The organism is Microcoleus sp. PH2017_24_DOB_U_A (assembly GCF_020738205.1).
Taxonomy (GTDB): Bacteria; Cyanobacteriota; Cyanobacteriia; order Cyanobacteriales; family Microcoleaceae; genus Microcoleus.
Genome location: NZ_JAEQCT010000054.1, coordinates 23,635 through 50,053, shown reverse-complemented (window position 1 = coordinate 50,053; position 26,419 = coordinate 23,635). Strand labels below are relative to the sequence as shown.

Here is a 26,419-nt window from a genome sequence, read left to right as displayed (position 1 = left end):
CCTAGAAACCGAAGTCCATCCCCCCTGGTGCTGGGGTGAAAGCATATCCCTAGGGACATGGGCAGGAAAACCCAGAACCGACTGCAAGGGATAGAAGGTAAAAGCACTGACAGCCTAAGCCAGTGACTACCAAGCAGAAGTTCTCATGAGTAAAGCGAAAGCTTGAAGGCACGCCTGAATCATCGTGATGTTGAATGGGGTAATAAGGCTGATACCCCAAGCCAAAAGGCAAGGATAAGGAGTTAGCAAATTCTTAGTTGACTAACTAGCACTCCAAAGAAACCCGGTGAATAGTGTCGCTCTAAAAGACTTGAAATGACCACTCGGAACGAAGTAACCCTCTCTCACGCTCTTAGGAGGTCGAATACCTAAGTAGGTTCCAACCACAAGCAGAAAGAGGGTGGGATTGAGTCAGAAGCGAATGCCTCACTGTAATGGTAAGGATATGCTGACAGATTCACGATGTCTTGGAATGAAGAATCTTGAGTGAGAGATTAAATGTCTAAAACGCTGAACAATCAGACGGTGGAATGGAAGGCTTTACCCTGGCGAAAGTTAGAGGTACGAGTCTTCAAGCTCCAAAAGAGAATCTTCAAAGCCTCTAGTCGTGGCGACGTTAAAGCAGTTCGGAGACTCCAGAAGACTTTGATGAGGTCTTGGTCGGGTAAGTGTCTCGCGGTAAGGAAGGTTTCGCAGGATAACCAGGGTAAGAAAACGGCAGGTGTAGATGGAATTAAAAACCTAACCCCCCATGCCCGTCTTGTCTTGGTAACTCATCTCAAAGTGACTGGGAAGTCCAAACCTACCCGCAGAGTGTGGATTGATAAGCCGGGAAAAGTCGAGAAACGACCTCTTGGTATACCCACGATGTTTGACCGTGCCTTACAAGCCCTAGTAAAACTGGCACTTGAGCCAGAATGGGAAGCTAAATTCGAGGGAAATTCCTTCGGATTTCGACCTGGACGTTCTGCCCATGATGCGATTGAGACAATCTTCAAAAATGTCAGCCTAAAAGCCAAGTATGTGCTTGACGCTGATATCTCACAATGTTTCGACTGCATAAACCATAAAGCACTGCTCCAAAAATTGAATACATTCCCGACATTACGCAAGCAAATTAAAGCTTGGTTGAAATCAGGAGTGATGGATAGCGGAGTATTCTCAAACACCAAGGAAGGTACACCGCAGGGTGGAGTCATTTCTCCACTTCTGGCAAACATAGCCTTACACGGGTTTGAGGATTTCATTACAAGCTTCTACACAATCACCAGAGGGATAGTAACGACTACCGGAAGGAAAAGTACTACTAGGGTTAAACCTACGCTAGTAAGATATGCAGATGATTTTGTGATACTCCATGAGTCTGAGGAGTTTGTAACCCTCCTGAGACAAAAAGCAGACGAATGGCTAAAAAACATGGGACTAGAATTGAAGCCAAGTAAAACGCGAATATGCCACACCTCTGAGGGGTTCAACTTCTTAGGGTTTAATGTGCGCCAGTACAAAGTAGGGGCATACAGAGCGGCAACTTTATCTAAGGGTAATCAATATTCCCCTAGTAAAGAAGTAATAAATCTAGGCTTTACAACAATCATCAAACCCACAAAGGAAGCAGTCAAGAGACATCTTGACAAGATAGGACAAGTAATAGATAAACATCATAATGCCCCTCAAGAGGCATTGATAAGCCGTCTCAATCCGATAATCAGAGGATGGTGTAACTATTATGCGTCATCTGTGAGTAAGGAAACATTTAACAAATGTGACCACCTCACCTATCAAAAGCTTCTCGCATGGGCAAAAAGCAGATGCACCAAAACTAACGCCCACGATACTGTTAGTAACTACTGGCGTACCGTAGGCAAAGACAACTGGACATTTGCCACGTCAGGCGGAACAGCCTTGGTGAAACATTCAAGTACTCCAATAGTACGCCACACCAAGGTTCAGGGTGCAAGAAGCCCGTTTGATGGAGATTTAGTCTACTGGGGTAAGCGTATGAGTAGCCACCCGGAACTGTCTTCCAGAGTAGCCACTCTCTTGAAAAGGCAGGCTGGGAAATGTGTACTCTGCGAGCTGAGTTTCAAATACGGCGATTTATGGGAAGTTGACCATGTTATCCGTACTTCTAGAGGAGGTAAGGATGAATATAGTAATTGGCAGCTTCTTCACCGCCACTGCCACGACTTGAAAACGGCAACAGACGGAGATGTCCGTTTGGAGAACTGGGATGACAACCCGTTCTAGTGTTAAAGGTACTCATAACAAGAGCCAGGTCATTGAGGAGCCGTATGTGGTGAAAGTCACAAGTACGGTTTTGAAGGAGAGGGGGAATGAGTAATTATTCCCTCGACTCTATCAAAGTAGTCAGTAAGTTAGGTGTAAACCTTGACCGACTGAATAGACGGTGCTTGACGACTCCCAGCGAGAGTTAGAGTTTGGGCATTGCCCAAGCCTGCTTTGTCCGCAGAATCGAGCGTGGCTTTAGCCCGCTCGAGTGTCAACCCCTATTAACCGACTACGGTATAGTGGGGGAATTCCCGTCTGTCTAGTTAAATTGTCAAGAGGTAGATGGCTAGTTTTGGAGTGGTTTCTCAAAAAGAGTTAGGGCGCAGGCGCGAAGAGTTGCGGCGGCAGCGTCGCGCTCGATCGGCAGCCCTGATGTGGCAAATGTTGGCAGCGAGCGCGATCGCCGGGGGTTTGCTGTGGTGGATTGCACAGCCGGCTTGGTTGATTGCTCGATCGGAACAAGTGAAGGTGGAGGGCAATCAGTGGCTGTCGGACAAGGCGGTGCGCTCTTTGGTGCCGCTGTCTTACCCGCAGTCGCTGTGGGGAATTCAACCGCAGGCCCTGGCCCAAAAGCTGGAGTCAACGGGGCCGATCGCCAAAGCGAAGGTGACTCGCAACTTGTTTCCGCCTTCTTTGACGATAGAAGTGTCAGAAAGGCTGCCGGTGGCGGTGGCACAGCCGACTGCGGTGTTGAAATCTAGCGACAAGGACAAGGTGGGGTGGCTGGATGCTCGCGGAGGCTGGATGCCGTCAGAGAGCTATACTGCTGTGCGATCGGACAATAGTTCGATCGCACCGGTCAGCCCTCAGGGAACCGGGCCCCAGCATTCTTTGCCAACTTTAAAAGTCATCGGGCCTTTGGAACAGTATCGAGCCTCGTGGCCGAAGTTTTACCAAGGACTCAGCGGCTTGACTGTGAAAGTGTTTGAGATAGATTGGCAAAACCCAAATAACTTGATCTTGAAAACAGAGATCGGTACGGTACACTTAGGGCCGTACAGTTCCAAGACTATCGAGCAGCTTAAAGTTTTAGACCGAATGCGACAATTGCCAAAACAGCTAGATTCAAGCAAAATAGCCTACATTGACTTGAAAAATCCTGCTGCCCCGATCGTCCACTTGCCAGAACCCCCTCCTAGTTTGGAGAGTTCAACTCCCGCACCAACTCCGGCTCAGAATTGAGCCTGTGTCTTGGAAAGGCGGGAGAAGGTATAGTCGATCGACAATCAGAATTTTTACATCTGGGCATCAATACGCAAGACTGGAAATAAGGACACTTTTTTGATACCGATCCGCATCAGAAAAAAAATTCATAACTTTGGGTTCGATCCGATGCGTTAAGGGCTGGTATCCATTTTTTTCATTTTGCCTTGCCCAGAAGTGCCTTGTGCACAAGCACCTAGATGGGGTATGCAAGCTATGGGCGAGCAACAGCGGCCAAATCCGAGATTGCTAACATTGAGCCTCGACCAGTGTTAGTTTTTCGCGCAACATTAGCATATAGTTGATGGTGAATTGGCGTTTAGTTTAGTTAAAAAGCTGTAATCTACTATCCCAGACTCTCATGAACCTTAATAATAGTCAGGGGTCTGACCAAGACAGTCCCCCTTCGGAAGAAGTAAAAAATTTTCCGGTGGCCTTAGATTCCGCCAATCCGTTTAGACGCAAGTCTGGTTATGTAAATGTAGATAGTATTGATATCGATCCTATGGTCAATCCCAAAGACATAATGCCCAGCAGTGCCGCCAAAATCAAAGTAATTGGCGTTGGCGGTGGTGGCGGCAATGCCGTTAACCGGATGATTGCTAGCGAGGTTTCTGGTGTCGAGTTTTGGTGCGTGAATACGGATTCCCAAGCTCTGGTGCTCTCTAATGCTCCGAAACGCTTGCAAGTCGGACAAAAGTTGACGCGCGGTTTGGGCGCGGGCGGCAATCCGGCGATCGGACAAAAGGCTGCTGAAGAGTCTCGCGACGAAGTTGCTAATGCTTTGAATCACGCCGATTTGGTGTTTATCACGGCCGGCATGGGTGGCGGTACGGGCACGGGCGCGGCTCCGATTGTCGCGGAAGTGGCTAAAGAAATGGGCGCTTTGACTGTGGGCATCGTAACCCGGCCTTTCACGTTTGAGGGACGGCGGCGCACCAGCCAAGCTGAGGAAGGAATTGCGGCTTTGCAAAGCCGGGTGGATACGCTGATCGTGATTCCTAACGACAAGCTGCTGTCTGTGATTTCGGAACAAATGCCCGTACAAGAGGCTTTCCGAGTTGCTGACGATATCCTGCGCCAAGGGGTTCAGGGTATTTCTGACATCATTACAATTCCCGGTTTGGTGAATGTTGACTTTGCTGACGTGCGCGCTGTAATGGCGGATGCGGGTTCGGCTTTGATGGGTATCGGCGTGGGATCTGGCAAGTCGCGGGCTAGGGAAGCTGCAATGCAGGCGATTTCTTCGCCTTTGCTGGAAGCTTCCTCGATCGAGGGCGCTAGAGGTGTAGTGTTTAACATCACTGGCGGTACAGATATGACGCTGCATGAAGTTAATGCGGCGGCTGAGACGATTTATGAAGTTGTCGATCCGAATGCCAATATTATTTTTGGAGCGGTGATTGATGAGCGGCTTCAGGGCGAAATTAAGATTACTGTGATCGCTACTGGTTTTTCGGGGGAAATGATCTCATCGTCTCAGGCTTCGCGCGCGCAAAATGTTAATGCTCCTTGGCGGGCTGCAACTGTGCCGGTGACTCCGGCTCAACAGCCGCAGGATGCGAAAGCGAAACCGCAGGATTTCGGATTGGATATTCCTGAGTTTTTGCGCAACCGTCGCCCACCCAAATGATTTTAGATTTTGGATTTTGGATTTTAGATTTTGGATTTTGGATAAATCTCCAATCTGAAAAATCTAAAATCTATTGAGATTTGGGATTTGGCATTTTAGATCAATCTAAAATCTAAAAAATCCCAAATCTAAAATCTAAAATCTAAAATTTCTAGGGTTTGTCCGGGTTCGGGTTCGAGTAGCTGGGTGGATAGTCCCGAATTGGCGAGTAAATCGCGAAATTCGGGGATGCTGCCGATCGACTTCACTAACATTGGTAAAATACCCGTGGCTCGGATATCTCCTGTGGTTGTAGGTACAAAAAACCGAGGTTTTAGGGTTTGGGCAAGTTTCAGGGCCTCAGCAGGGCCGATGATGATTTGTCCGAGGAAGGGGAAGATTTGACCGATGACGGGGGCGATTGCTACGTCTACGGTGTCTATTTTCTGTTTGACTTTTTCTAAGGGCGGCAGGTGTGGTTCGTAATAAAGAGTTTCGCCGCTGTTTAAATCTTTGAGTAAATAGCCGTTTTCTTCTTGTCCGGGCTGGATTTCGGCTCCGGGTACGGCGGTTATTTGTAATATTTCTTTAAATGTAGACTCTTGCCAATTTGCTAAAGATGTGATATTGGTGTAGCCTAAACTGCTGAGGACTTTGGCGGCGGTGGGTGAGGCGATCGCGGGAATTGTGCGATCGAGCTTTTCGAGTGTTGGTCTGTGACAGTGGTCGTCTAAGCCTTGGGAAATTAGGATAAGATCGATCGGCGGTAAGGTACTGGGAGTAAAGGCGACGGGCGTGTTGTGGTAGGCGGTGAACAGCCAAGGTTGACCGTAAAATACGAGGGGATCGACTAGCCAGGGATCGACTAAGATGGTTTGGCCTGCGATGTGGAAGATCCAGGAGTTGAGGTCGATGCGGGTGAGTTTCATATTTATTTGCAATAATTCTTTACTTGATTTTAATCATAGCTAATTTGGTTGGGGATTTTGAACCGCAGATGATGGCAGATGAACACGGATGAACGCGGATAATATGGAATTTATCTGCGTTTGTTTGCGTTTATCTGCGGTTGCACAAAAGATGATTAAATCTAAGATTCCTGTGGCTTTGACTGTGGCTGGATCTGATAGCGGCGGCGGGGCCGGGATTCAGGCTGATTTGCGGACTTTTGCTTTTCACTGCGTGCATGGTACGAGTGCTCTGACTTGCGTGACAGCTCAAAATACTTTGGGTGTGACGCGGGTGGATGCTTTGTCTGCGGAGGCTGTGGCCGCTCAAATCCAGGCGGTGGTTGGGGATATTGGGGTGCAGGCTGCGAAGACTGGGATGCTGCTAAACCGGGAAATTATGGCGGTAGTTGCTTCCCAGGTTGAAGCTTGGAATATAGGAAATTTGGTTGTCGATCCGGTGATGGTATCCCGATCGGGCGATCGACTGATTGACGACGGGGCGATCGCATTTTTGCGCGATAATTTGATTCCTTTGGCGGTTGTTGTAACTCCTAATCGCTTTGAGGCTGAGATTTTGAGCGGAAGAGAGATTGTTTCTTTAGATGATATGCGATCGGCAGCGCAGGAGATTTATCGATCGGGCGCGAAAGCTGTTTTAGTCAAAGGTGGCGGGATGGCGGGAGATTTGCGGGGAATTGATGTTTGGTTTGACGGTACGCGGCTGGATGTGTTGAAAACTGAGACGGTTGATACTGGGAATACTCACGGGACTGGTTGCACGTTGAGTGCTGCGATCGCTGCTAATCTAGCATTAGGTAAAGATTTGTTTACAGCGGTGACATTAGCTAAGAATTATGTTACTACTGCTCTGAAATATGCTTTAGATATTGGGGAAGGTCAAGGCCCAGTAGGGCATTTTTTCCCGCTTTTGGTCTCAAAAGTCCTTAGTCATTAGTCATCTCATCGCCCAAAAGAAAGATCGGGAGCATCTCAATTTTGCAAAAAGCATTTTTTTTATTATAGTGCGAGCGTCCCCGCTCGCGATTTGTAGCATACGCGAGCTCTTGCGTGCTCGCACTATAAATGCAAAACTGAGATGCTCCCGAAAGATCGCAATCAAATAGGTTCGATCGTTCGGACTTTAGTCCTTCTTTATGCGGACTAAAGTCCTCACTACGAACCGTTTTTATTAGTGGTACAGTTGTTAAATTGTCTACTTTTAGGCTTGGGAATACAGGGAGGGCGATCGCAAGAATGTTTGATTTGGTGAGGGTTTGGGGGTTTTGGGCGTTGAGGGCAAGCGAGTCAGCGCAGGAAGTGACAGTTTGCTGTAACTGCGATCGCCCGGAATTCCCTATTGTGAAATCATCGAATTTAACAATAGCCCCATGGAACTCCTCAACTACTACTTTCAAACATCTACTTCCTTCCAACCCTTATTCTATCAGGTCAAATTTGTAATTTGCCATAAAATCCTCCGCCGCGACAGCCAAACATTGGCACTGATAGCACTCCCAAATAAATTGTAAACTCTTCCCTTCTCTTTCTTCCTTCGCGTTCTTTGCGCCTTCGCGGTTCGTTTAATTTCTCAATTTCTCAGGAGAAAGCGCGATCGCCACCAAATCTTCAATCTTCTTAATATTCGGATCGCCAGCTAAATAGCCAATACCTCGATGCAAGTGCAGGCGAAACTGTTGGGCGAGAGTTTCCTTGGACGTACCCAAATTATCTTGATAACACCGCTGCTTGAGAGCAACGATCAGAATATCAGCCATGTCGCCGCCAAAAACATCCCAGCTTAGTTCCACATTGCTGTCGCTCTTAATAGGTACTGGGGATGGGATGCTGGGTTCGGCGAGCGATCGGCAAAATCCCCACCGGCACAGGACGTTCCACCGATCGATTTTAGTCGATCGTTTGAGTTTAGATAGTTGGTCTTTGGCTGTTTGAGAGAGGCAGATGCGATCGACTGGTGGTTCCATGAGTTGAGAATTGTTTGATATCTGGTAAAGAGTGTTAATATTTGGGAAGCTCAGCCTCTAAATTTACGTTTTTTGACCGAGTTAAAAAACTAAAATTAACAAATTTTTACAGGGCGCGGGCTTGATAAATACAGCGGTTTTTGGTATTATATTTTTAGTAGGATGAATCCTAACATAATGGGATGGTTGCAAAAATAAAATTTTCGCAACCATCCCATTATCCTATATATACTACCGCAACTCCCCGGAAAAGTCAAGGGGGTTGCTAAAAATTTTGGCGCGGTTTTTTATGCCCAGAAATAACCAGTTTCGACGGTAGTTTGCCGTTTGGTCGAATCATAGTTGAGGAGGTAGCTGTGGGCGATCGCCTCTAATTCTTGCAGCTTATCATATTCTGCTTGCCGAATCTCCGTGTCGGTAGAAAGCAGGATGACTTGGTGGCTGGCTGAGGGAAAATAGCGTTCGACTAGGTTGTTTCTGTGGGATGAGTCGAGGCGGCCGAGGGGAGTGTCGATCGCAACTGGTAACTGTCTCCCGGATACTCTGGCCAATCCCCACAAAAAGGCGATCGCCAGCAGTTGTTTTTCACCAGCCGAAAGTCGGTGTTTGGGTACCGGTTTGCCTTCTGGATCGTAAATTGACAGGCTAAATGTGTCAGTGTCGATCGCAACTCTGTGCACCAGGTCGCTTTTGTGCAACAGGTAGCGAAAACAGTCGGTAATCTCTATTTCGAGTTTGTTGAGTTTTTTGAGGGTGAGTTTTTCTTTAAAGAGTTTAAGGGTATTTTGCGCTTTCGCGATCGAAGCGATGACGTGTTGGCTGTTTCTGATGGTAATGTATTCACTACTGTAGCTTTCTAGTTGTTTCTGGGTTTTGGCTAATTCTTTATCTAATTCTGCGATGCGACTGTTTGCGGATTCCAAGGCTGCGGCTGCGATTGCAACTGCTTTTTGAGCATTCCTGACTTCTTCTTCTAATTTCTCGTAGGCTTCGGGGGAAGCTGCGGCGGCGAGTTGTCTGTCGGTGAAGTCAATTTCTGTTTCGATGTGGGTGATTTCTGCTATTTGTTGGGCCACGAGAGTTTCTTCGGCTTTGATTTGGTAGCCGAGGAGGTTTTCTAATTGCTGGATATTGCTGTTGTCGGCGTTCATCCAGGGCGGGGCGTCGGTTGCCGCTTGCTGTTCGAGTTCTCGATCTTCTTCGCGGATGAAGTCTTGAATTTTATCTAGCTGTTGGGGATTTAAGGAGATTTCGGCGATATAGTTGAGGAGGCGATCGCTTCTTTGTTTGATAACATTTTGGGCAATCTTTGCTTGCTGCTGGCTGGCTTCGGTTTCTGCTTGGGTTTTTGCAGCGGTTAGCAAGGGTGAAATAAGCGCTAGCGGTAGCATATTTGATGCCAATTCCATCATGGCTAGACGGGTTTTGTCTGCTTGATTTCTGTAGTCGTTTAGCTGTCTGTCTAGTTGACTGCGATCGCCCGCAATTTTTCCGCCTTGATAAATAAATTTGTCTGATGCTTTTTGCTGATTTGTTTGAGCTTTTTCTAATTTATTTTTCAGGCTGGCTTGTTCTTCAGTTGCAAATTGTTTTTTGTTACTAATTTCCTGAAAAGTTGCTTCAATTTTTTCTAAAGCTGCCAAGTCTTTTTTGCCAGCAATTTCTTTGCGCTTGCGGCCTGCTAATATTTCTAAATCGACAGCGAGGCGTTCTGCTAATTCTAAACCCAACAAAGATTTAATCGCCCCGACGACAAACTCGGGCGGAGTTTCGAGTTCGGCGAGTTCTTTGACTTGTTCGCCGTCAAACAGAAACAGGTTGGATATGCCGACTGGTAAAAGGGTTTCGATATATTCGTCCCAAGTGTTGGTAATGGCTTTGTCCGACCACCAATCCTTGACTATTTCGCTGTATATGAGAATGCTTAAGGTGTCTTTGATATCTGGTTTTTTCCAGTATCTAACAATTTTAAATTGAGTTAATTGGTCATCTTGGACTTGTTCAAATGTTAGTTCTACGCGGGTTTCTTCTAGTGGGGGAGTGTGGCGGTTGACGCATTGATTAATAAAGTCGCTGTAGCTTAAATTGCCTCGGGTGGAACATTGGGCGCGACCGCCGTAGAGGGCGAGGCGAATGGCGTCCATGAGGGTGGTTTTTCCGCCGCCGTTCATGCCGCCAAATAGGATAACCGGGCAGGGATTTCCGTCTTTTTCGGGGCGGAGATTGATGGTTTGGGTGCCTGCATAGGGCCCGAAGTTTTTGAGGACGAGTTCGAGGAATTGCATTGTAGATGTTGTCGGTGGTTGCTGATTTGTTTAGAAGGTGCGTCAGCCATTGGGCTATCAATTAGATACAGAATAATGCTAGCTGACGCATCCTACGCAGAGGAAGTGTAACAGTATGTAAACAGGCTTAAGTCAGCCAGTAGAAAGCATTTGGACACTTTACAATCGTTTACATAGTTGTGTTTTAAAGCGCCGACTTACTTAGACAGATTTAATCTTTGCTATTTTTATCTCCTACATCGGGAGTTGAAAATTTGATATCTGCCCAAGATAGCTGCTTCGCTTGATTGCTGCTGCTTTCAAGTTCTTGTTTGAGTTTGGCAATATCGACGGTATCGGATTGTGCAGAAATGTTGGTTTGGGCGATCGCACTTTTGACCTGCTGAATGTTTTCAGTCGGATTTGCTATAACAGATTCCACCGCAGTTTTTAAGTTGCGTTGATAGTGGGCGTTACCAATCGCTTCCTCCTTCGATCGCGAACTGGTTTCAAAACACTTGTCCAAATCCGCGTAAATGCCTGTACGGCGGGGTTTTGTGTAGTATTGGCGTTCTGTGTCGAGGAGTTTTGCCATCAATTCGAGGTGCATTTCGTCCTCGCTGCAAATTTCTGCGATCGCAGTCCATTCGTCGCTACCTAGGAGTTTCCTTTCGGCGGCTGGGCGGGAATCTGCAAACGCTTCCCCGGTGACTTCTTGATAAATGCGGGGTAAACTGTCGTCAAATTCGTGCTTTTGTTCCAGCCAAATGCGGCGGATTTCGCTAAGTTCTTCCGGGGTAATTAAGGTGATGTCGCGCATTTCTAGGGGTGCGGTTTTGCGGATGTGGGTTTGTGCTTCCAGGACTCGTCTCAGCCAGTGTTCTCGCCAGAATTTGGTGTATGGGCCTGGGATGGGTTCGACGGAGGTTGTGTCGTCGCCCATGTTGCGTTCAAACAATTCTACTCTACCGTAGATGCGGCGAAAGTCTCTTTTTGGGCGATCGTCTTTAATGTCTAATTCGTTGCGAATATCAAGGAGAGGCTGCATCCATTCTTTTTCCTCATCATTTTGAATCATTGCCTCCATAGATTTATCTTTGTCAACCATTGTACACACCCAGCACCCAAAGCGAGAATCGCCACAGCTAGGAGTAGAAGTATCAACAACTAAAGGACACTCATTGTCTGCTGTTGCACCTCGATACATGGCAAATAAATCTTTATTGTTATTTCCCCAAGGATTGTCCCACTGCATTAGGTACAGCCAAACTTCATCATCACGCCAATCCTCAATAGGGGTATAAATTAAAGAGTTAGGTAAGCGAGCATTAGGACTGAGACGCTCGCGCAATCTACCAGCTTCATACTTTTTCATTGTTGCTGCACGTTTGCTGCTTTCAGCCTTGCGAGTACCCAAAACAACAATAGTTTCACCATGTACTCGAACTAAGTCTCGGATAAATTGATTTACTGGCTGAATTTTCATCCTATCTGTACACCACCGAAATCCATTGCGAGGCGCTGGATAGCCTTTACCAATTAAGCATACCCAGAATGTTTCTTTCACCTCTGGATGAAGGAGATGCGGGGAAACAGGCATTTTTTGCTCTTGAGCAAGTATCTTGAGTTTAGCTAAAGATTTACGTACCCAAGCCGAAATAATCGGATTTTCAGCGAAAGTATCAGTTGTGATTACATGGATATTTTTTGTGCGTTTTTCGATCGGAAGTGCTGCTATCGCGTTCCAGATAAGCTGCAATACTGCGGTGCTATCTTTCCCGCCACTCCAACCGATTAACCAAGGTATAGCGTCTAAGCAGTATAATTCTTGAATTTCTTTAGTTAGCTCTTTTATCTCTTCGAGTAACTCCGGAACAGTTCGCGGTTCAAATAATAACATCTGTTGAACTTCTATCACGTTATAAAACTCCTATCTTGCTAATTTTGGATTTTTATGATACAATCTGCTTGCTAGCATACTGATCCATGTGTATCTTGTTATTTGCCCTTTTGCACAATAGCATCCCTGGTTCACGTACAGTCAAAAAGTTATAATAATTAAATAATTTTTTACCCGCATTATGCCAGAAAACAACTACCCAGAGACAGATTCGATCCAGAAACTTGACGAAGTTCTAGAGCCTTACTTTGCCAAGTACCACCGTCAGAAGTGCTATCCTGGGCTAACTTTTCAGCAGGGGAAGCGGAAGATGGTGCAAATCAATATCCCGGCTGATGACTTGCCTACTCTCCTCCAGGCAAGACCATCAACTGGCAACGATCCTGATTCGGGCAAAAATCGCCCAGAGATAAAGGGTCATGCTGAGGAAGTAAAACAATATATTCTTAAGCGCGCTAGAAACGATCAACCCTGGATTTTGGGTACACTGACAGCAAATATCGATCCTGAAAAGATTGACATTATAGAACTAGGTCGAGGGATTTGTCTAGTAGTTATTCATCGTGGTGTTAAGTTAGATATTACTGATGGACAGCATCGCAAGCGCGCTATTCACGAGTTAATTGAAAGTGGTGACGGCGAGTTAATAGGTGATAATGATTTCCCTATTACGCTGGTTTTAGAAAAAGATTTTAACCAGTGTCAGGCGGATTTCCGAGATATGGCGCAGACCAAACAACTGGATAAATCATTGCTTTTGTCATTCGGTGAGTTTGAAGGTCGGGTTGGTATCACCAAAAGCTTACTTGAAAAAGTGCCAATGTTTCATGGAAAAGCCGATAAAATTAAAACTAATCCCGACAGTAAAAGGAAACTTATATACACAACTAATTTTATAGCTAAATTGGTGAGTTGCGCGTTTACTGACGGCCCAATTGATGAACTCAAAGATTATGACGTTGCCGAATCATCAAATATTTTGGCTATATGTCTTAACAATTTTTTTTCAGAATGTAGTCAGACTAAACATATTTTTGAAACCAGCGTTGAAGATTTGAGTGTTGAAGATGTTAATCAGTTTAAGGAATATTGCATTTTAGGTAGAAGTGTAGGGCTAGAAGTTTTAGGTAGGTTGCTATACTGTACCTATGACACAGATAGCAGCCAAGATTTTGCTCATGAAAAAGTATCGGAATTGGCACAACTGGATTGGTCTAGACCAAGCCATATTTGGGAGGGAAATGTTGTTTTATCTAACTCCAGCTCTAGTAATCCAAGAGCATCCTATAAAATAACAGCAAGTGCTAGTGCTGTAAAAATGGCAGTCGAGGCAGCAAAAGCCGAGCTAGGATGGCTTTAACAAATATTATCTTCCTGAATCTGCGGTTTACAAGCCCAGCTTCACCTTTAAATAATTAGTCATCCAATTAACACTCGCCCTCGACTTAGAAATCCCCCCTTTTACCAAAATTCCTCCCTCCCAATCAGGATTAGAAATCGACCAATCAACCTGCTGCAAAAGGCTCAAATGTTCCTCCCAATTATTGGGAAAAACCGATCGCAAAACAGCCCCAACTTCCCCTAAACTCTCTAGCACAACACTGTGACAGTGTACGGAATCCCGGCGAATTTCTCCGGCTGCAACTTGCTTGTGCAGCACTAATTACCAATCTGGAATAAAACTGCTGACTGCATTCCAGTAACTAACCGCCTGTTGTATTTGCTGAGTAAGTTCTTCCTGTTTTTCCTGTTTTGTGGCGCGGTAACGAGGGGGTTTCGCCTGCTTGCTGCGATGGATGTTGGACAGCAAAGCTATCGTAGCACGATCGATCGCACTTAGCGCAAACAATTTGGGCGATCGCCCATTCAAACTCCCCCTCTCCATCTCCGTCAAACAGCGGAACACCTCAACCTGCTTAACAACCGCCTTCAGCACCACAGCCGAATCGCCCCGGTGGTTGTAAAGTAGACTTAGCGACGACTCCAAAGGAACTTGAAAATTGTTCAAATCGGCAAACTTTTGCTGCGAATTTTCCAACCCAATATCAAGATACAAAATCAGCGCCACAGTCTCATATCCCAACTGCGGATTTTCCCTCAAAGCCATCTCAAAAGCGGCGCGCCGATGCTGTCCGTCATTAATAGTAAACTTAGCATCCATCGGCACTCGCAAGCGACCGATTTTGCGTTCTTCCGCTTCATTTCCGACAGCTTCAAAAGTAATATCCGCATCAATAGAAGCGGCAATTGCCCCACAAGTATAACTTGTATAATTCTTGACCAAATAGTCAGCAATTTCAGGAATCCGAGTTTTATTCAGAGTGCGAATAGCCCGCAATTCCGGTGGCAAATCTTCTGATTCAAAGGGGAACAATTTCGGCAAAAAACGCACCGGACACATCGATACGTAATATTCGCGGCCCGCTTGAATTCCCCGGATCGCCGGCAAAATGTATTCAAAGGAAGGAGTAGACATATTTTTTTGTGAAGCCGGAGATAAATCTCAACCCTGGGCGATCGCAATTCTTCATCTGCGACTTAGATAAAGTCTTGACATTTTGCACAAATTATGATATGCGGCTTGAATCTCATAACTTAACAACTCCAGTATTTCACAATGCTTTTTAAAAAACAAGAGTTGACATAAATTTTAACCTATGATATTTTTGGAAACACAGCGTAAATTATATAAAAACTCCCTATGACTACCAATCCAGCGGCTGACCTCGCTAAACAATTTTTGGAAAAAGAAAATCGCGAAAGACAGGAAATCGCACTGTTATTAGACAATTATTTAGGAAAAGACGATCGCATTTTCGTACAAAAAACCCAGATGGGAAGCAGCGAAGCCTACATCGGTTCAGTCACCCTAGAATGGTTAGACTCCCGCGTCCGTTTCGCCTCGCAAATGCCGCTTTTCCGGCAAAAATTCGACCTCCAAACCAACAACATCGTCCGCGACGACGAAACCATTGACGAAATTATTCAGCGCCCCTTAGATTGGTCGCGCCAAGCAGCCCTCACTCAATATTTAGCAGCCCGAAAATCCCACAAATTCCCCGCAGTTTTAGTCGTAGTCTGTCCCCCGTGGGTAGACAATCCTCACGCCCAAGAATGGGATGAAAACGGCGTCGCGACTAAATCCGCCGCTGAATTCATATCCTTTGATAAAAACGGTAATTTAGGGCTGTTGGATGTATCTCCAAAAGTCTCAATTTTTGCCTTAGACGGACAGCATCGGCTGATGGGAGTTCAAGGTTTAATGAGTTTAATTAAAACCGGAATTCTGCAAAGATACAACAAAAATAAAAAACCTGTGGGCGATGCAATTACTCTCGAAGATTTAGCCCAAGAGTATCAAATTGACCCCGAAACAGTGTATAAATTAGCGCACGAAAAAATCGGGATTGAGTTTATCCCGGCGGCTGTGGCGGGGGAAACGCGGCAACAAGCACAACGGCGCGTGCGATCGATCTTTGTGCACGTTAACCTGATGGCGGTAACTCTGAGTCAGGGACAGCTAGCATTATTGAACGAAGATAATGGATTTGCCATCTGCGCCCGCAAAATTGCCGTCACCCATCCCTTATTAAAAGAGCAAGATGATAGAAATCCCCGCGTTAATTGGGACAGCGCCACAGTCGCAGCAAAATCAACAGTGTTAACAACATTGCAAGCGCTGCAAGATATGGCCGGGCGGTATTTAGAACATAAATTCCCCCATTGGAAGCCGGAAAGAAAAGGTTTAATTCCCATGCGTCCGGAAGATGAGGAACTGAAAGAGGGAATAGAAGAGTTTCATAAATTGTTCGATCATTTAGCAACTTTGCCCAGCTATCAAAGAATTGAAAGCAGCGAAGAAACAGCAGAATTGCGCCGATTTAGTTTTGAGAAGCCTGGTGGCGAGGGCAATATTTTGTTTCGTCCAGTCGGTCAAATTGCCTTAGCTAATGCTTTGGGAATTCTAGTATTTAGAAAGAAATTGTCGCTAACATCTGTTTTCGACAAACTCCGCAGGTATGATGTGGATGAAGGATTTAGCTACATGGAGAATCCTGAGTCTGCGTGGTACGGGATTTTGTACGATCCGAATAAAAAGCGAATGCTAGTTTCTGGAAGGGATTTAGCCACGAAGTTAATTGTATATTTGGTTGCGGGAATTGAGGACGATATGGATCGGGCTCATTTGCGGCAAGCGGTGGCCCAAGCGAGGACTTTTGAGGATAAAGCTGTTAGTTTTAATAGCAGGTTTGTGCATCCAAAAGAGGTGGGATTGCCGCAGGTACTTACCTAATTTTTATTGGCCAAAAAGTCCACAGCAGGGAATACTGATAAAGCAGGAAGCAAATAGATTTTGTATAATTGAATCTGCACCTTACCTAGAACCAGATTATGACCATCGCTGAACAGATTTATGCGATCGCCAAAATCCTTCCCAAAGACCAAGCTAGTGAAATCCTCACTTTTGCTGAATTTGTCTGTGCTAAGCATTTGAGCGCGAATCAACAAACAGACACCGTAGACTCTCCGATTCCTTGGGCTGAATTTGTTTTTTCCCTGGCTGGAACTTGGGGAAAAGATTTTCCATCCATCGAGGATATTCGTGCTGAATCTGGACAAGACATTTTGCGGGAGAGTTTGTAAATGTACGTTTTGGATACAAACACCTTGATCTACTATTTCAAAGGTCAGGGACAAGTTGCTCAAAACATTGCTAATGTTTCTCCTCAGGAAATAGTCATTTCTGCGATCGTTATTTTTGAGTTGCAAGTCGGCATTGCTAAATCCAATTCGCCAGCCAAACGCACTCAACAACTTCAGCAATTTTTGAGCCGAGTTAGCGTTATTGCTTTCGATCGCGATGCTGCTGTTGCGGCTGCTATAATTCGCGCCCAGTTGGAGCAACAAGGTACTCCCATCGGCCCCATCGATGTTTTGATTGCAGGGACAGCCGTAGCCCTTCAAGGGACTCTCGTTACCCACAATGTCAAGGAATTTTCTAGAATTTCGGGACTCGCGATTGCAGACTGGTATTGATTAGCTTCAAAAGTAAAATCTTGTTAAATTGATACTTTTAAAAGTATGTGCTAGTTGCTCAATTGATCTGACAATAGAACCTGAATAATGATAGTTCAGACATCAATACCATCCTAAAGTTCTGCGATCGGATGAACTTTGCCCTCTTCTACTTCCTGCGATCGCAATCAGGAGGCTGTTGAGGATATCTTCTTTAGATAGATCCTCTTCATCTTCTTCAAACAGTTGACCTAGGGATTGCAAAATCAGGGTTTCGATCGGTAAGTTGAGTTGGCTAGCTTTCTCAAGAAGCTGCTGTTCTAGGCGATCGGGATGGTGAGGGTAATTTGCATTGGGTGTGCCTCTCGATTTTAATAGTATAAAACATTTGTCACAATCTTGCTTACTTTAACAAAATTAATTCTGCTGCTACAGGTAAATGATCGGACTCCGTTGCTGGTAAAACGGAACTCGATTGAGCGCCCCAATGCTTTGAATGCCAAATATAATCAATGCGGCAAACCGGATAAGTTAAGTTCAAGTTAATTCTTTTCGCAAAGAAACCGTGAGGCCAGGTAAAACCAAACCCAAACCCTGATTTGAGGAAAGCATCTTGCAAAACTTTCTGCACGCTGTCATAGTCTTGAGATTCGTCTGTCATGTTAAAATCGCCGGCGACAATTACTGGCAAAGTTTCTTGCCCAATTCGCTCTACTAAATCTTGAATTTCGGGAAAACGTTGTTTGTATTTGTAAACTGGGATTTTGATAGATGGCAATATTTGATACATTTTAACCCACGGCCCGGTTGCTTGCATATTGTAAATGACTATCTCTTCCCCTGCAAATTTAATTATTGCCCGCTGCTGCGTTTCTGGATGGTTGGCTAAGTGCAAGATTTCGCTGGATACAATTGGATATTTACTGAGAATTGCTACAGGTGGAGTGTCTATTTGATAGGGATATTCTGTTTTTAACGAAGTGAAAGCTGCGCTATGTTTGCGAACGGTTTCTTGTAAAAATATTAAGTTCGGTTGTTGTTGGTTTATCAGTTTAACTAAAGTTTGTGGCTGAGTTGCGTGCCAACCGACGTTATGCGATAATATTTTCAGGCTGGGCTGGGAATTGGCGATGCTTGTTGTTGATTCGGGGGAAAAGTATTTGAGGTGCAGCCAGCTTAGGAGTAGAATGCAGGCAATTGATGAAATAATAGAGAACCAGCGGTTTTTGATAATTGAAAATGCTAGTACGGGTAAAAATAAAATTGGCAATAAAATTAAGGGAGTGAAAGTGCCAATAAAAGCCACAATCCACAGCCGATCCCAAAATATCAGTCGTAGAATCAAATAGCAGAGAATGAATGCTGAGTAGCTGTAAGCGAAAAAATTTACAGCTTTTTTTAAGTATTTATGAATCATGATTCAGTTAATTCAGAATAAAAATTTGCTTAAATCGAATTCTTCATTTGACCGATGTTTATTGTCCCTTTCAGAAATTAAGAACAATAAAAGGCGATCGGTATAATCGGCCGCGCCACGAAATTCTTCTCGCAAAATTTCCAGGCCGCCATTAGCATATTCTTCAAAAATTTGCAAGCGTTCTGCCTCTGATTTTTCGTCGAGATGGGAGAGAATTTGCGGATTTTTGGTTTCGGCGATCGCAATTAGCTTGATTGCCATATCGTAGCCCCTGGATACAAAAATATCAACATCGATTGAACCGGGTTCGCGTTTGGAAATTTCCCCTAAGGGCGATCGTTTTTTCCGCTTATTTCCCAAGGAGGCGGCGAAGGCGATGACATCGGCGTAAGTCTGGAAAGGCCCGGTTTTGTTGTCGGATAAAGTTAAGGATTTAACTAATTCGGCTTTGTCTTTAGCAATTCTAATTCTGTTAGCAGCCATTTGGTAATTGGAATTGGTAACTGTCAACTATCAATTGTCAACTGTCAACTGTCAACTGTCAACTGTCAACTGTTTAGAATGTTCGTAACAGCATAATTTTTTGTGCAAAACCGCCCCTGTTTTCCCGGCGCTTGGCTTGTGCGTTTAAAATGCGATCGCCCGAAATGCCATAACTTAGCATCAGTGCATCTATCACCTCATACAAATCAGCCAATTCTGCCACCAAATTATCCTTGTCAGCCTCAGCCACTTCCGCAGCTTCCTCAATCAATTTCTGCCGCAAAGCTTGACGATATTCTTCATCTGACAAAACAGCAGTTTCGCATTCATTCCCGCTTTCGCGAATAATGTCAGGAATGCGATCGCGCACCAACTTATAATACTTTTTTTCCATATCAAACTTCCTTCAACCTTGACTAAAATTTTGAATTAACCAGCGATTAATTTCTCCATCATCTTGAGTTTGACTTTGATTCAAAGCTTCCTCAACTAACGCGATTTCTAGCCCAGGTAAAACCCGCGACTGTTGAATTCTGCCACTACCTCCGCCATTAATTGCAAAGGCAAAAACCTCCCGCGTGTTTGCACGTTCAACCCAATATTCGCTAATTCCTGCGTCTTCATAAAGCAACCGCTTGTTACCCAAATCATCACTAAAAGAAGATGCGCCAATTTCTATTACCAAATTAGGCGGATCGTATTCATTCAAATTAACAGGTGAATTACTGTCATTAGGAGGAACCCTCAAATCCGAACCGATGTAGTAAGCTAGATCGGGTTGAAACTCACGAATACCTGTTTTGCGGAAACTGGCATTAGCAAATTGAACTACTCGGATATTTCTCAATGCAGCAAACAGAATAACTACATACGGGATAATTGAATTATGACGCGCGTGCAATGGCCCTACTGGTGACATTTCTACCCTCATTTGTTCTCGATCGTAATAAAACTTGCCTTTTTCCCAAGCTGAATCCTCAGTGAAGGCTAGAAACTCTTCCCATGTCGCTTTCACCCAAATATCTGTTTCCAAAACCTGCGTAATTGCCGAACTAAAAGCCATAATCCACCTCTACAATTTTTGTATATTCAAATTCATCGGGACTGCGCTTAACTAAAGCATAGCGCATCCCGCCTAGGTAGATTGAATCTTCTTGGCAATCAGCTTTAGGAGAATTGTACTCCAGTACGTATTCCTTACCGATCGCACTTTCCATCTCTTGGGCTACTTCTCCGCGCCACTGAGTTTTCGTTACCAAAACTATGAGTTGATTCGCTAGCTTTGGCAGTTTATTCGCAATTTGTTTGCGATAAATCTCGTCTAAACTGCCAAAGGGAGAATCCATGACAATGGGAAAGGTACTGCTATCCGGGCCCATCAAAGTATTTTTTTGACTCCACTCGCGCACGCCCTCAATAATCCCACCGATAAATGACAAACTGAGGATTTGATTTTCTCCCGTCGAAGCGGCGACTAGAGATTCTTTGCCTGAGGTATTTTCTACTAGGGTTAGTTCGTATTTATCGCTCAATTTGGGGATGTAAGGAGTAAAAGAAATTTGACTAAAAATATCTTGCACTCGCTTTTCTAAATGAGAACAAAACTGTTTTTCTAAACGCGATCGCACTTCTGTCAGGCGATCGATCGCATCCTGAGACGCAGCAATCCGGCGCTGGGCCAACACTTGCTTTTCCTCATTCAGTTGCTGCTTGTCGATTTGCTTGTCCAAAGCGACTATCTGGGCAGTCAAACTCTCAATCTGCTGCTGGTTAGAGCCTGTTTCTCGGTGCAAATCGCCAATTTTTGCCTCAATCTCATCCAAACGCTTTTGCAAGCGACTGACATCGCCGTTAGGGAAGTTTTTTAGCTTGGTGTGAATGTCGTCTAACTGGCTTTCCACGCGAGAAAGTTCGGATCTACCGCGACTGATATTGCTTTGTTGGCGATCGATTTCGTCCCAAAAATCAGCTATTTGGCGATCGATCTCATTTATGCGATCGCTAATTCGGATCGTAGTTTCTTCCACATCCCCAGCACCGGCTTTATTCATCCAACCCGTGACATTTTTGCAAGCTTCTGAACCCTCCACCAATTGGGCACCGCAGATACACCGCTGCTGTACTAATAACTGTTCCAAAAATGGCCGTTGAATCCCCGAAAGCAACTCGCCTTTTTCCCGCAAATCAGCGATGAGCGTTTCAAATTCAGCCGCCACATCCGACATAAATATCGTATAACCGCGCACAGAAATTTCTCTTTTTATAGCATCTAAATGGGTAGCATTTTGTTGTTTAAGCAAAGTTTGCTGCATTTCTAATTCATTCCGCAATTTTTGCAACTCAGCAGAACCACTGAGTTCCAGCAAACTAGCATTTACTACTTTTTTTAATTCACCTTGGTTGGTCAATTCTTTCTCAACTTCTACTTGCTTTTGTAAAAGTTTATCTTTTTCTTCTTGAAGCTTTTGCTTTTCTTTTAAAAGTTTCTTGATTTCGGAACCGCCAATCGTTTTTAAATCATTTTCTAGAGACTTTTTGGCTTCTCCCAAATGTCGGATAGATCGACTCAATACCTCTACTCCCAGCAATTCCTTTGTAGCTTCAGCAATTTCTTCTTTCTTGTCGTGACGGACAATTTGCTCGATTCGTTCTCCATCAAAAAAGAAATATTGATGCAGACTTTCCGGCAAAATCCGCCCGATAATATCGTCTGGATGCTGCGCCGACGGCATCCAGCGCCCGTCATCTTTTGATATTTGCAAGAATAATTCGTTCTTGCCATGTTCTACATTATTTTCACCTTTATAAACGCGGCAAGCACGTCTTACTTTATAGCGACTTGTGTCATGTTCAAAAATAATCTCTACCCAACAATCTACTTTTTTGCCAGATTTGGCTTCCGCAAGGGCGCGTTTATTGAGTAATTGTTCTCCCACCGCAAAAGCTGCGCTGAATTTTTCATACAGCACCCAAGTAAAGCCGTTCATTAAAGCTGTTTTTCCGGCGCCGTTATTGCCATGAATTACTGTGATGTTTTGTTCGCCCCAAGCTAGCTTAATTTCGGGAGTTTGGCCGTAAAATTGCCGAAAATTGCACAGAACAATTGACATTAATTTCATAGAACCGCTTCCTTAATTATTTTCAAAATGTCATCGCTAATATAGCGGGGAACTCTCATATATAGTTTATCTTTTTCCAGTTCCAATACGCGCTCGATAATTTGTCTGACTTCCGGCGGTGCGCTGGTAATTGGTTGCTGTACGTCGCTCAAGTCTTTGTCAGTATGATAGCTGGAACGCTTTTCTGCTAAAATGGCGATCGGTACGGGTGCGATCGCACTATCTCCATATCTAAAAGCCATAACCAGATTTTCATTCATATTTTCAGTCATAAGAAGAAGGAAGAAGGAAGAAGAAGGAAGAAGGAAGAAGAAGGAAGAAGAAGGAAGAAGGAAGAAGGAAGAAGGAAGAAGGAAGAAGGAAGAAGGAAGAAGGAAGAAGGAAGAATGCTTATAGAGTTTGCTTTTGAGTTATCTGTATTTGACGTTGAATTAGGTGGATTTACTTATTTTATTGCAAATATTAAAAAATATAGGGGTTCTGCATGGCGAGAAACCCGGTTTCTACGAGTTTTGCTCTCCCCTCACGGAAAATCTACGAAGAAACCGGGTCTCTGGAGTCTGGGTGCGTCCGCGAATCAAATTAGCAACTCAAACCGCGATCGAATAATTATATCTTTTTAAGATAAACCGAACCTGAATAAATGTCAAATATCCAACAATCCATAACGTTTTTGAATTTGCACCAATTTGACCCTAGCTTCCCCAGCATTGTCAGCTAAATCGGCAAATTCCAGGAAGCGCTTTAACTCTTTTCGCAGCAAGTTACGCTCGACTTCTAAACTTTCTCGACCCAAATCTGGAGGCAAAACTATCATATCAAATAAAGTTGCCCTTTCTTTCCCCGGATGCGGCCGCAAGATTCGTCCTCGGCGCTGAACAAACTGGCGCGGATTGCTGCTACTTGCTAAAATTACAGCATGGCGAATTGCTGGAATATCAACGCCTTCATCTAAACAGCGAATCGCGACTAAACCTTGCAATTCTCCACTCTCAAATTGTTGGCGCAATCTTTCTCTTTCTGCTAAGGGAGTCGCCGCGGTATAAGTGTTAACTCGATAGCCTAATTCTGAACCCAATAATTTTGTGGTTTCTGTGAGTTGGCGGTGATTGCTGCGGCGCGCACCTGCTTCGATCGCACCGTCGCCGCAGTAAAATAATGTATGCGATGTGTCGAGACGGTGCATCATTAGTTCTCGCAACGCTGTTAATTTATTAGCCGCCGCCCCAATCAACCTAGCCCGCTGCATTAATAAGGTTGTTAAAGCATCATTTGGTTCTATTTTTTCCTCGCCCGACAGCGCCCAACCAATTTTTTTAGTTAAGTAGGAATATTTGCGGGTTTCGGATTCGGTCAATTCGACTAAAATCGGATAGTATAAATAATGTACTAATGCTTTTTGGCGGATGGCGTCGGCTAAGGTGAGTTCGGGCTGCAAAACAGGGCCGAAATAATCTAAGATAGCTTCAGTTCCCTGTTCGTCGAAGTGTCTTTCTGGGGTGGCAGAAAGGGCGAGGCGGAGCCCAATGTTGCGCGGTAAACTTTCTCCTAAACGAGGCGCGCCTAGGTTGTGTACTTCGTCTCCAATAATTAGGGCTTTTTCGGGGAAATACTGGATTTGCGATCGCAAACTATCCAACATTAATGTAGCGTTAGTTGTGATAATTGTGAGAAATGCGCGATCGCCCGTTAGCGAAGCCCTCGAAGAGGATCGCACTTCATACAAACCAGCAGCCAGCTTTTTTTGCCAACTGCGGGCGCTATCAAAAGCTAAAATAGGTTTTAAACCAAATTTCTCCGATTCGCGCGCCCACTGATTCACCAGATGGCAGTACGGGCAAATTACGAGCAGGACTTGAAGGTTAATTTTATTGTATAATTCAGTGGCGATCGCCAGCGCAGTAATCGTCTTGCCGCTACCCGTCGCCATCTTCAGCGTACCGCGTCCCTGATTTGCAAACCAATTATCCACCGCCTGTTGCTGATACTGTCGCAATTGCAGCGATGGCGGCATCCTCGGGAACCCAAATTCCGAATTATTGGCTGTTAAGTGATTCACCTTTAAATGCCGTTAGATGCAACTTTATCCTGATTCAACTGTAACTCATTTCTAATTAAAACTTAACAGATCGAACAAATTTGCCGCGGACAGTTGCAAATCCGACAGCACATGGAGTACAGGTAAAACATCTTCATTCTCTTTAATTTCAGGTTCCTGCTGCGGTTGAAAAACAATTACTAATTGTTCTTCCGGGTCAATCAGCCACCCCAGTTTAGTCTGATTTTTGAGACAAAACAAAATTTTGTTAATTACGCGACTGGAACTTTGATCCGGCGATAAAATCTCAATTATCCAATCCGGTGCAATTTGAAAGATATTTTCAATTTTTCCATTAGCATTCAGAGGAATCCGAGACCACTCGAATACTGCTATATCTGGAACAATAGAACGTCCATCAAAAGTGCAGCGCAGTTCAGGAAAAGCAAAAGCTAACTTTTGCGGTTCTCCCACCTGATTAATTCTATTCCCAAAACGGGTTTGCAGTGTGCTGTGTTTTCCTTGCGGCATAGCTTTTTGATAAATTTGACCGTCAACATACTCGCTAGCCGGCTTCGTTTCTGGAAGCACCAAAAACTCTTCCAGAGAAATCTTGGACGGAGACTGAATTGACGTTAGCATAAGCGATTAAACCCTCAAAAACTCTTAAAAATTAACATCGCCGTCAGTTTCCCAATCAGGACAACTATCCGATTCCACACCAGTAGGGTGCATCGCACAAACCAACAAATTTCCGCCGTAAACTTGACCGTGATAGTTCATACAACCGCGACAAACCGGATGCTGCGTTGGCGAAGGGTCTACATAAGTCACAAACGATGAATCTATCTCATCAAAATCAGGCTCAAAGTCCCGGCAAATTTCGATTATTGGTTCGAGAAATTCATTTAAATAACCATCAAATTCATTTAAATAACCATCAACTTCAACAATCAGGTTATTTTGTACTTGTTCTGTAAACTCTTCCGAAATTTTTGCCAAAACGTCCAGCATTTCGACAAACTCTTCGCCGATGTCGGTGAAAAAATGCTCTACTTCAGAAACAGCATTTTCCATGACTTCAAAAAAATCTTTAGACCAATCTTCCATAAATTTGACGGCTTACTATGGCAAAATCTTTAACAGATAAGTGGAGCCTGCCTCCAGGGAAGCGATCGCACCTACTCTCAATTCTATTACCTATTGCGGTATATCCACCCACATCTGACAGAGAAGATATTCAAAAAGGGAACTCAAGATTATTATCCTGAGTTCCCTTCATGCTTTGCTGCGCGAGCTTTTTTCGCTTAATCGCGCTTGAGCCGCCGCAATTCGTCTTGTAAATTCTGTACCTGTTCGCGGAGCTTGTCTACGCCGCCGGTTTCTTTAGTTTCTTTTGTAGAAACTTCTTCTTCCTCAGAAACAATTTCAATCCGCCGAGGTTCAGCGGGTTTTTTGTCCCCAGCAGCTTCTACAGGTGGTTGCTGCTGCTGAGCTTGTTGCACCATATCATCAACAAAGCGACGAGCTTCTTCTGTTGACATCTCACCGCGCTTCACCAATTCATCTGCCAGCTTTTGGGCTTCAGTGCGTAATTCAGTTAACTTGCTGCCAGCTTTTTCACCAGCGTAGGAAGCTAGCCCGACACCAAGGTAAACTGCTTTTTGTAAAATATCTCCGAAACCAGGCATAGGAACTACACCTCATAAAACTGGGTGAACCGGAGACCACGCCTATTACAAGCATCCCGTGTTGCTGCTACCTTCCGGTCCTGACAAGATTTGGGCGTTGGAATCGCGTGGATCCAGTTCATTTACGAGTATAACACAGTTATTTATTCTTCAACCACACACCAGTGATAAATTTCATAAATAACGCAACCGTTCTTCACCAGCGGGTCTTCAGCGACGATCGCCTTTGCCTCATCCATCGAAGCCGCCTCAAACATCAACATACCGCCGCCCCGCCTCGCCCAGTAGCCAGTTTTCGCTCGGTGTCCTTTAGAAATCAAATCTCGGACATAAGCTCTGTGAGCTGGCACGTGCTGGTCAAACACAGGCTTTTCGACAATTCCTTGCTCAATTTTGACAAACCAAGGCATTTTAAATTTTAGATTTTAGATTTGGGATTTTGGATTGTAGATTGG

At 44.7% G+C, this 26,419-nt stretch carries 25 protein-coding genes, 1 other RNA gene and 1 pseudogene; 9 read left to right on the top strand and 18 right to left on the bottom strand.

From position 1 onward, the window contains the following. The first annotated feature begins 498 nt into the window (after window positions 1–498). The 3 genes from ltrA to ftsZ all read left to right on the top strand — a co-directional run bounded on the left by ltrA (window position 499) and on the right by ftsZ (window position 5,125). Window positions 499–2,247, top strand: a complete 1,749-nt coding sequence (gene ltrA / locus JGK07_RS16005; RefSeq protein WP_325315998.1) for a group II intron reverse transcriptase/maturase — start codon at window positions 499–501, stop codon at window positions 2,245–2,247. A 324-nt stretch (window positions 2,248–2,571) separates the two neighbouring features. After that, on the top strand, window positions 2,572–3,471 hold the full coding sequence (locus JGK07_RS16000) for an FtsQ-type POTRA domain-containing protein (RefSeq protein WP_293179315.1): 900 nt from the start codon (window positions 2,572–2,574) through the stop codon (window positions 3,469–3,471). 382 nt (window positions 3,472–3,853) lie between these two features. After that, the gene (ftsZ, locus tag JGK07_RS15995; RefSeq protein WP_293179312.1) at window positions 3,854–5,125 is read left to right on the top strand and encodes a cell division protein FtsZ; all 1,272 of its coding nucleotides are present in this window, start codon (window positions 3,854–3,856) and stop codon (window positions 5,123–5,125) included. A 128-nt stretch (window positions 5,126–5,253) separates the two neighbouring features. Here ftsZ and JGK07_RS15990 read toward each other — a convergent pair whose 3' ends face one another. Next, on the bottom strand, window positions 5,254–6,033 hold the full coding sequence (locus tag JGK07_RS15990) for an MBL fold metallo-hydrolase (RefSeq protein ID WP_293179309.1): 780 nt from the start codon (window positions 6,031–6,033) through the stop codon (window positions 5,254–5,256). 151 nt (window positions 6,034–6,184) lie between these two features. Between JGK07_RS15990 and thiD the strand changes: the two genes are divergently transcribed. Next, on the top strand, window positions 6,185–7,009 hold the full coding sequence (gene thiD / locus JGK07_RS15985) for a bifunctional hydroxymethylpyrimidine kinase/phosphomethylpyrimidine kinase (protein ID WP_293179326.1): 825 nt from the start codon (window positions 6,185–6,187) through the stop codon (window positions 7,007–7,009). Window positions 7,010–7,634: 625 nt separating this feature from the next. Here the strand turns inward: thiD and dndE are convergent. The 3 genes from dndE to dndC all read right to left on the bottom strand — a co-directional run bounded on the left by dndE (window position 7,635) and on the right by dndC (window position 12,200). Beyond that, window positions 7,635–8,036, bottom strand: a complete 402-nt coding sequence (gene dndE, locus JGK07_RS15980) for a DNA sulfur modification protein DndE (protein ID WP_293179306.1) — start codon at window positions 8,034–8,036, stop codon at window positions 7,635–7,637. A 287-nt stretch (window positions 8,037–8,323) separates the two neighbouring features. Continuing rightward, complete coding sequence (dndD, locus tag JGK07_RS15975) at window positions 8,324–10,321, bottom strand: DNA sulfur modification protein DndD (RefSeq protein ID WP_293179303.1); 1,998 nt, start codon at window positions 10,319–10,321, stop codon at window positions 8,324–8,326. 211 nt (window positions 10,322–10,532) lie between these two features. Further along, a complete protein-coding gene (dndC, locus tag JGK07_RS15970; protein ID WP_293290942.1) occupies window positions 10,533–12,200 on the bottom strand; it encodes a DNA phosphorothioation system sulfurtransferase DndC in 1,668 nt (555 codons plus the stop codon). A gap of 181 nt (window positions 12,201–12,381) precedes the next feature. Between dndC and JGK07_RS15965 the strand changes: the two genes are divergently transcribed. Continuing rightward, window positions 12,382–13,560 (top strand): DNA sulfur modification protein DndB, encoded by a 1,179-nt coding sequence (locus tag JGK07_RS15965; RefSeq protein ID WP_293179297.1) that lies wholly within the window; start codon window positions 12,382–12,384, stop codon window positions 13,558–13,560. A gap of 27 nt (window positions 13,561–13,587) precedes the next feature. On the opposite strand, the pseudogene dndB reads toward JGK07_RS15965, so the two are convergent. Further along, window positions 13,588–14,676 (bottom strand): annotated as a pseudogene (gene dndB, locus JGK07_RS15960) (DNA sulfur modification protein DndB). A 225-nt stretch (window positions 14,677–14,901) separates the two neighbouring features. On the opposite strand from dndB, the gene JGK07_RS15955 reads away from it, so the two are divergent. From JGK07_RS15955 to JGK07_RS15945, 3 genes are all read left to right on the top strand, one after another. Then, complete coding sequence (locus JGK07_RS15955; RefSeq protein WP_293190651.1) at window positions 14,902–16,494, top strand: DGQHR domain-containing protein; 1,593 nt, start codon at window positions 14,902–14,904, stop codon at window positions 16,492–16,494. 98 nt (window positions 16,495–16,592) lie between these two features. Beyond that, entirely contained in the window at window positions 16,593–16,844 is a 252-nt protein-coding gene (locus JGK07_RS15950) for a DUF2281 domain-containing protein (protein ID WP_293190650.1), read from the top strand. After that, window positions 16,845–17,237 carry a type II toxin-antitoxin system VapC family toxin gene (locus JGK07_RS15945; protein ID WP_293198218.1) on the top strand — a complete coding sequence of 131 codons (393 nt, stop codon included), beginning with the start codon at window positions 16,845–16,847 and terminating at the stop codon, window positions 17,235–17,237. A 102-nt stretch (window positions 17,238–17,339) separates the two neighbouring features. Here the strand turns inward: JGK07_RS15945 and JGK07_RS15940 are convergent, their stop codons facing one another. The 7 genes from JGK07_RS15940 to JGK07_RS15910 form a co-directional block, all read right to left on the bottom strand. Continuing rightward, the gene (locus JGK07_RS15940; RefSeq protein WP_293179285.1) at window positions 17,340–17,480 is read right to left on the bottom strand and encodes a hypothetical protein; all 141 of its coding nucleotides are present in this window, start codon (window positions 17,478–17,480) and stop codon (window positions 17,340–17,342) included. 139 nt (window positions 17,481–17,619) lie between these two features. Next, entirely contained in the window at window positions 17,620–18,633 is a 1,014-nt protein-coding gene (locus tag JGK07_RS15935; RefSeq protein ID WP_293198217.1) for an endonuclease/exonuclease/phosphatase family protein, read from the bottom strand. A 12-nt stretch (window positions 18,634–18,645) separates the two neighbouring features. Continuing rightward, window positions 18,646–19,116, bottom strand: a complete 471-nt coding sequence (locus tag JGK07_RS15930; RefSeq protein WP_293179324.1) for a DNA phosphorothioation-associated protein 4 — start codon at window positions 19,114–19,116, stop codon at window positions 18,646–18,648. Between the two features lie 73 nt (window positions 19,117–19,189). Beyond that, the gene (locus JGK07_RS15925; protein WP_293179279.1) at window positions 19,190–19,510 is read right to left on the bottom strand and encodes a nucleoside triphosphate pyrophosphohydrolase; all 321 of its coding nucleotides are present in this window, start codon (window positions 19,508–19,510) and stop codon (window positions 19,190–19,192) included. Window positions 19,511–19,522: 12 nt separating this feature from the next. Then, entirely contained in the window at window positions 19,523–20,179 is a 657-nt protein-coding gene (locus JGK07_RS15920) for a Uma2 family endonuclease (protein ID WP_293210154.1), read from the bottom strand. Further along, on the bottom strand, window positions 20,169–22,235 hold the full coding sequence (locus JGK07_RS15915; RefSeq protein ID WP_293226027.1) for an AAA family ATPase: 2,067 nt from the start codon (window positions 22,233–22,235) through the stop codon (window positions 20,169–20,171). The genes JGK07_RS15920 and JGK07_RS15915 overlap by 11 nt, the downstream gene beginning before the upstream one ends. Continuing rightward, window positions 22,232–22,477, bottom strand: coding sequence for a hypothetical protein (locus JGK07_RS15910; protein WP_293179270.1), 246 nt, complete (start codon window positions 22,475–22,477; stop codon window positions 22,232–22,234). Before JGK07_RS15910 ends, JGK07_RS15915 begins: the two co-directional genes overlap by 4 nt. On the opposite strand from JGK07_RS15910, the gene JGK07_RS15905 reads away from it, so the two are divergent. Continuing rightward, window positions 22,428–22,631, top strand: coding sequence for a hypothetical protein (locus tag JGK07_RS15905; protein ID WP_293226024.1), 204 nt, complete (start codon window positions 22,428–22,430; stop codon window positions 22,629–22,631). The two genes, JGK07_RS15910 and JGK07_RS15905, sit on opposite strands and share 50 nt — an antisense overlap. Window positions 22,632–22,881: 250 nt before the next feature. Here JGK07_RS15905 and JGK07_RS15900 read toward each other — a convergent pair whose 3' ends face one another. The 6 genes from JGK07_RS15900 to JGK07_RS15875 all read right to left on the bottom strand — a co-directional run bounded on the left by JGK07_RS15900 (window position 22,882) and on the right by JGK07_RS15875 (window position 26,374). Next, window positions 22,882–24,249 carry a DNA phosphorothioation system restriction enzyme gene (locus JGK07_RS15900; RefSeq protein WP_293179321.1) on the bottom strand — a complete coding sequence of 456 codons (1,368 nt, stop codon included), beginning with the start codon at window positions 24,247–24,249 and terminating at the stop codon, window positions 22,882–22,884. Window positions 24,250–24,345: 96 nt separating this feature from the next. Then, a complete protein-coding gene (locus JGK07_RS15895; RefSeq protein ID WP_293179267.1) occupies window positions 24,346–24,915 on the bottom strand; it encodes a Uma2 family endonuclease in 570 nt (189 codons plus the stop codon). Window positions 24,916–24,939: 24 nt separating this feature from the next. Then, entirely contained in the window at window positions 24,940–25,383 is a 444-nt protein-coding gene (locus tag JGK07_RS15890) for a hypothetical protein (RefSeq protein ID WP_293179265.1), read from the bottom strand. A gap of 197 nt (window positions 25,384–25,580) precedes the next feature. Beyond that, window positions 25,581–25,964: a hypothetical protein gene (locus JGK07_RS15885; RefSeq protein WP_293179263.1), complete on the bottom strand. Its 384-nt coding sequence runs from the start codon at window positions 25,962–25,964 to the stop codon at window positions 25,581–25,583. 23 nt (window positions 25,965–25,987) lie between these two features. Further along, window positions 25,988–26,084: signal recognition particle sRNA small type (ffs, locus tag JGK07_RS15880), an RNA gene on the bottom strand. A 23-nt stretch (window positions 26,085–26,107) separates the two neighbouring features. Beyond that, complete coding sequence (locus JGK07_RS15875) at window positions 26,108–26,374, bottom strand: YciI family protein (RefSeq protein ID WP_293179261.1); 267 nt, start codon at window positions 26,372–26,374, stop codon at window positions 26,108–26,110. Between the last annotated feature and the right edge of the window lie 45 nt (window positions 26,375–26,419).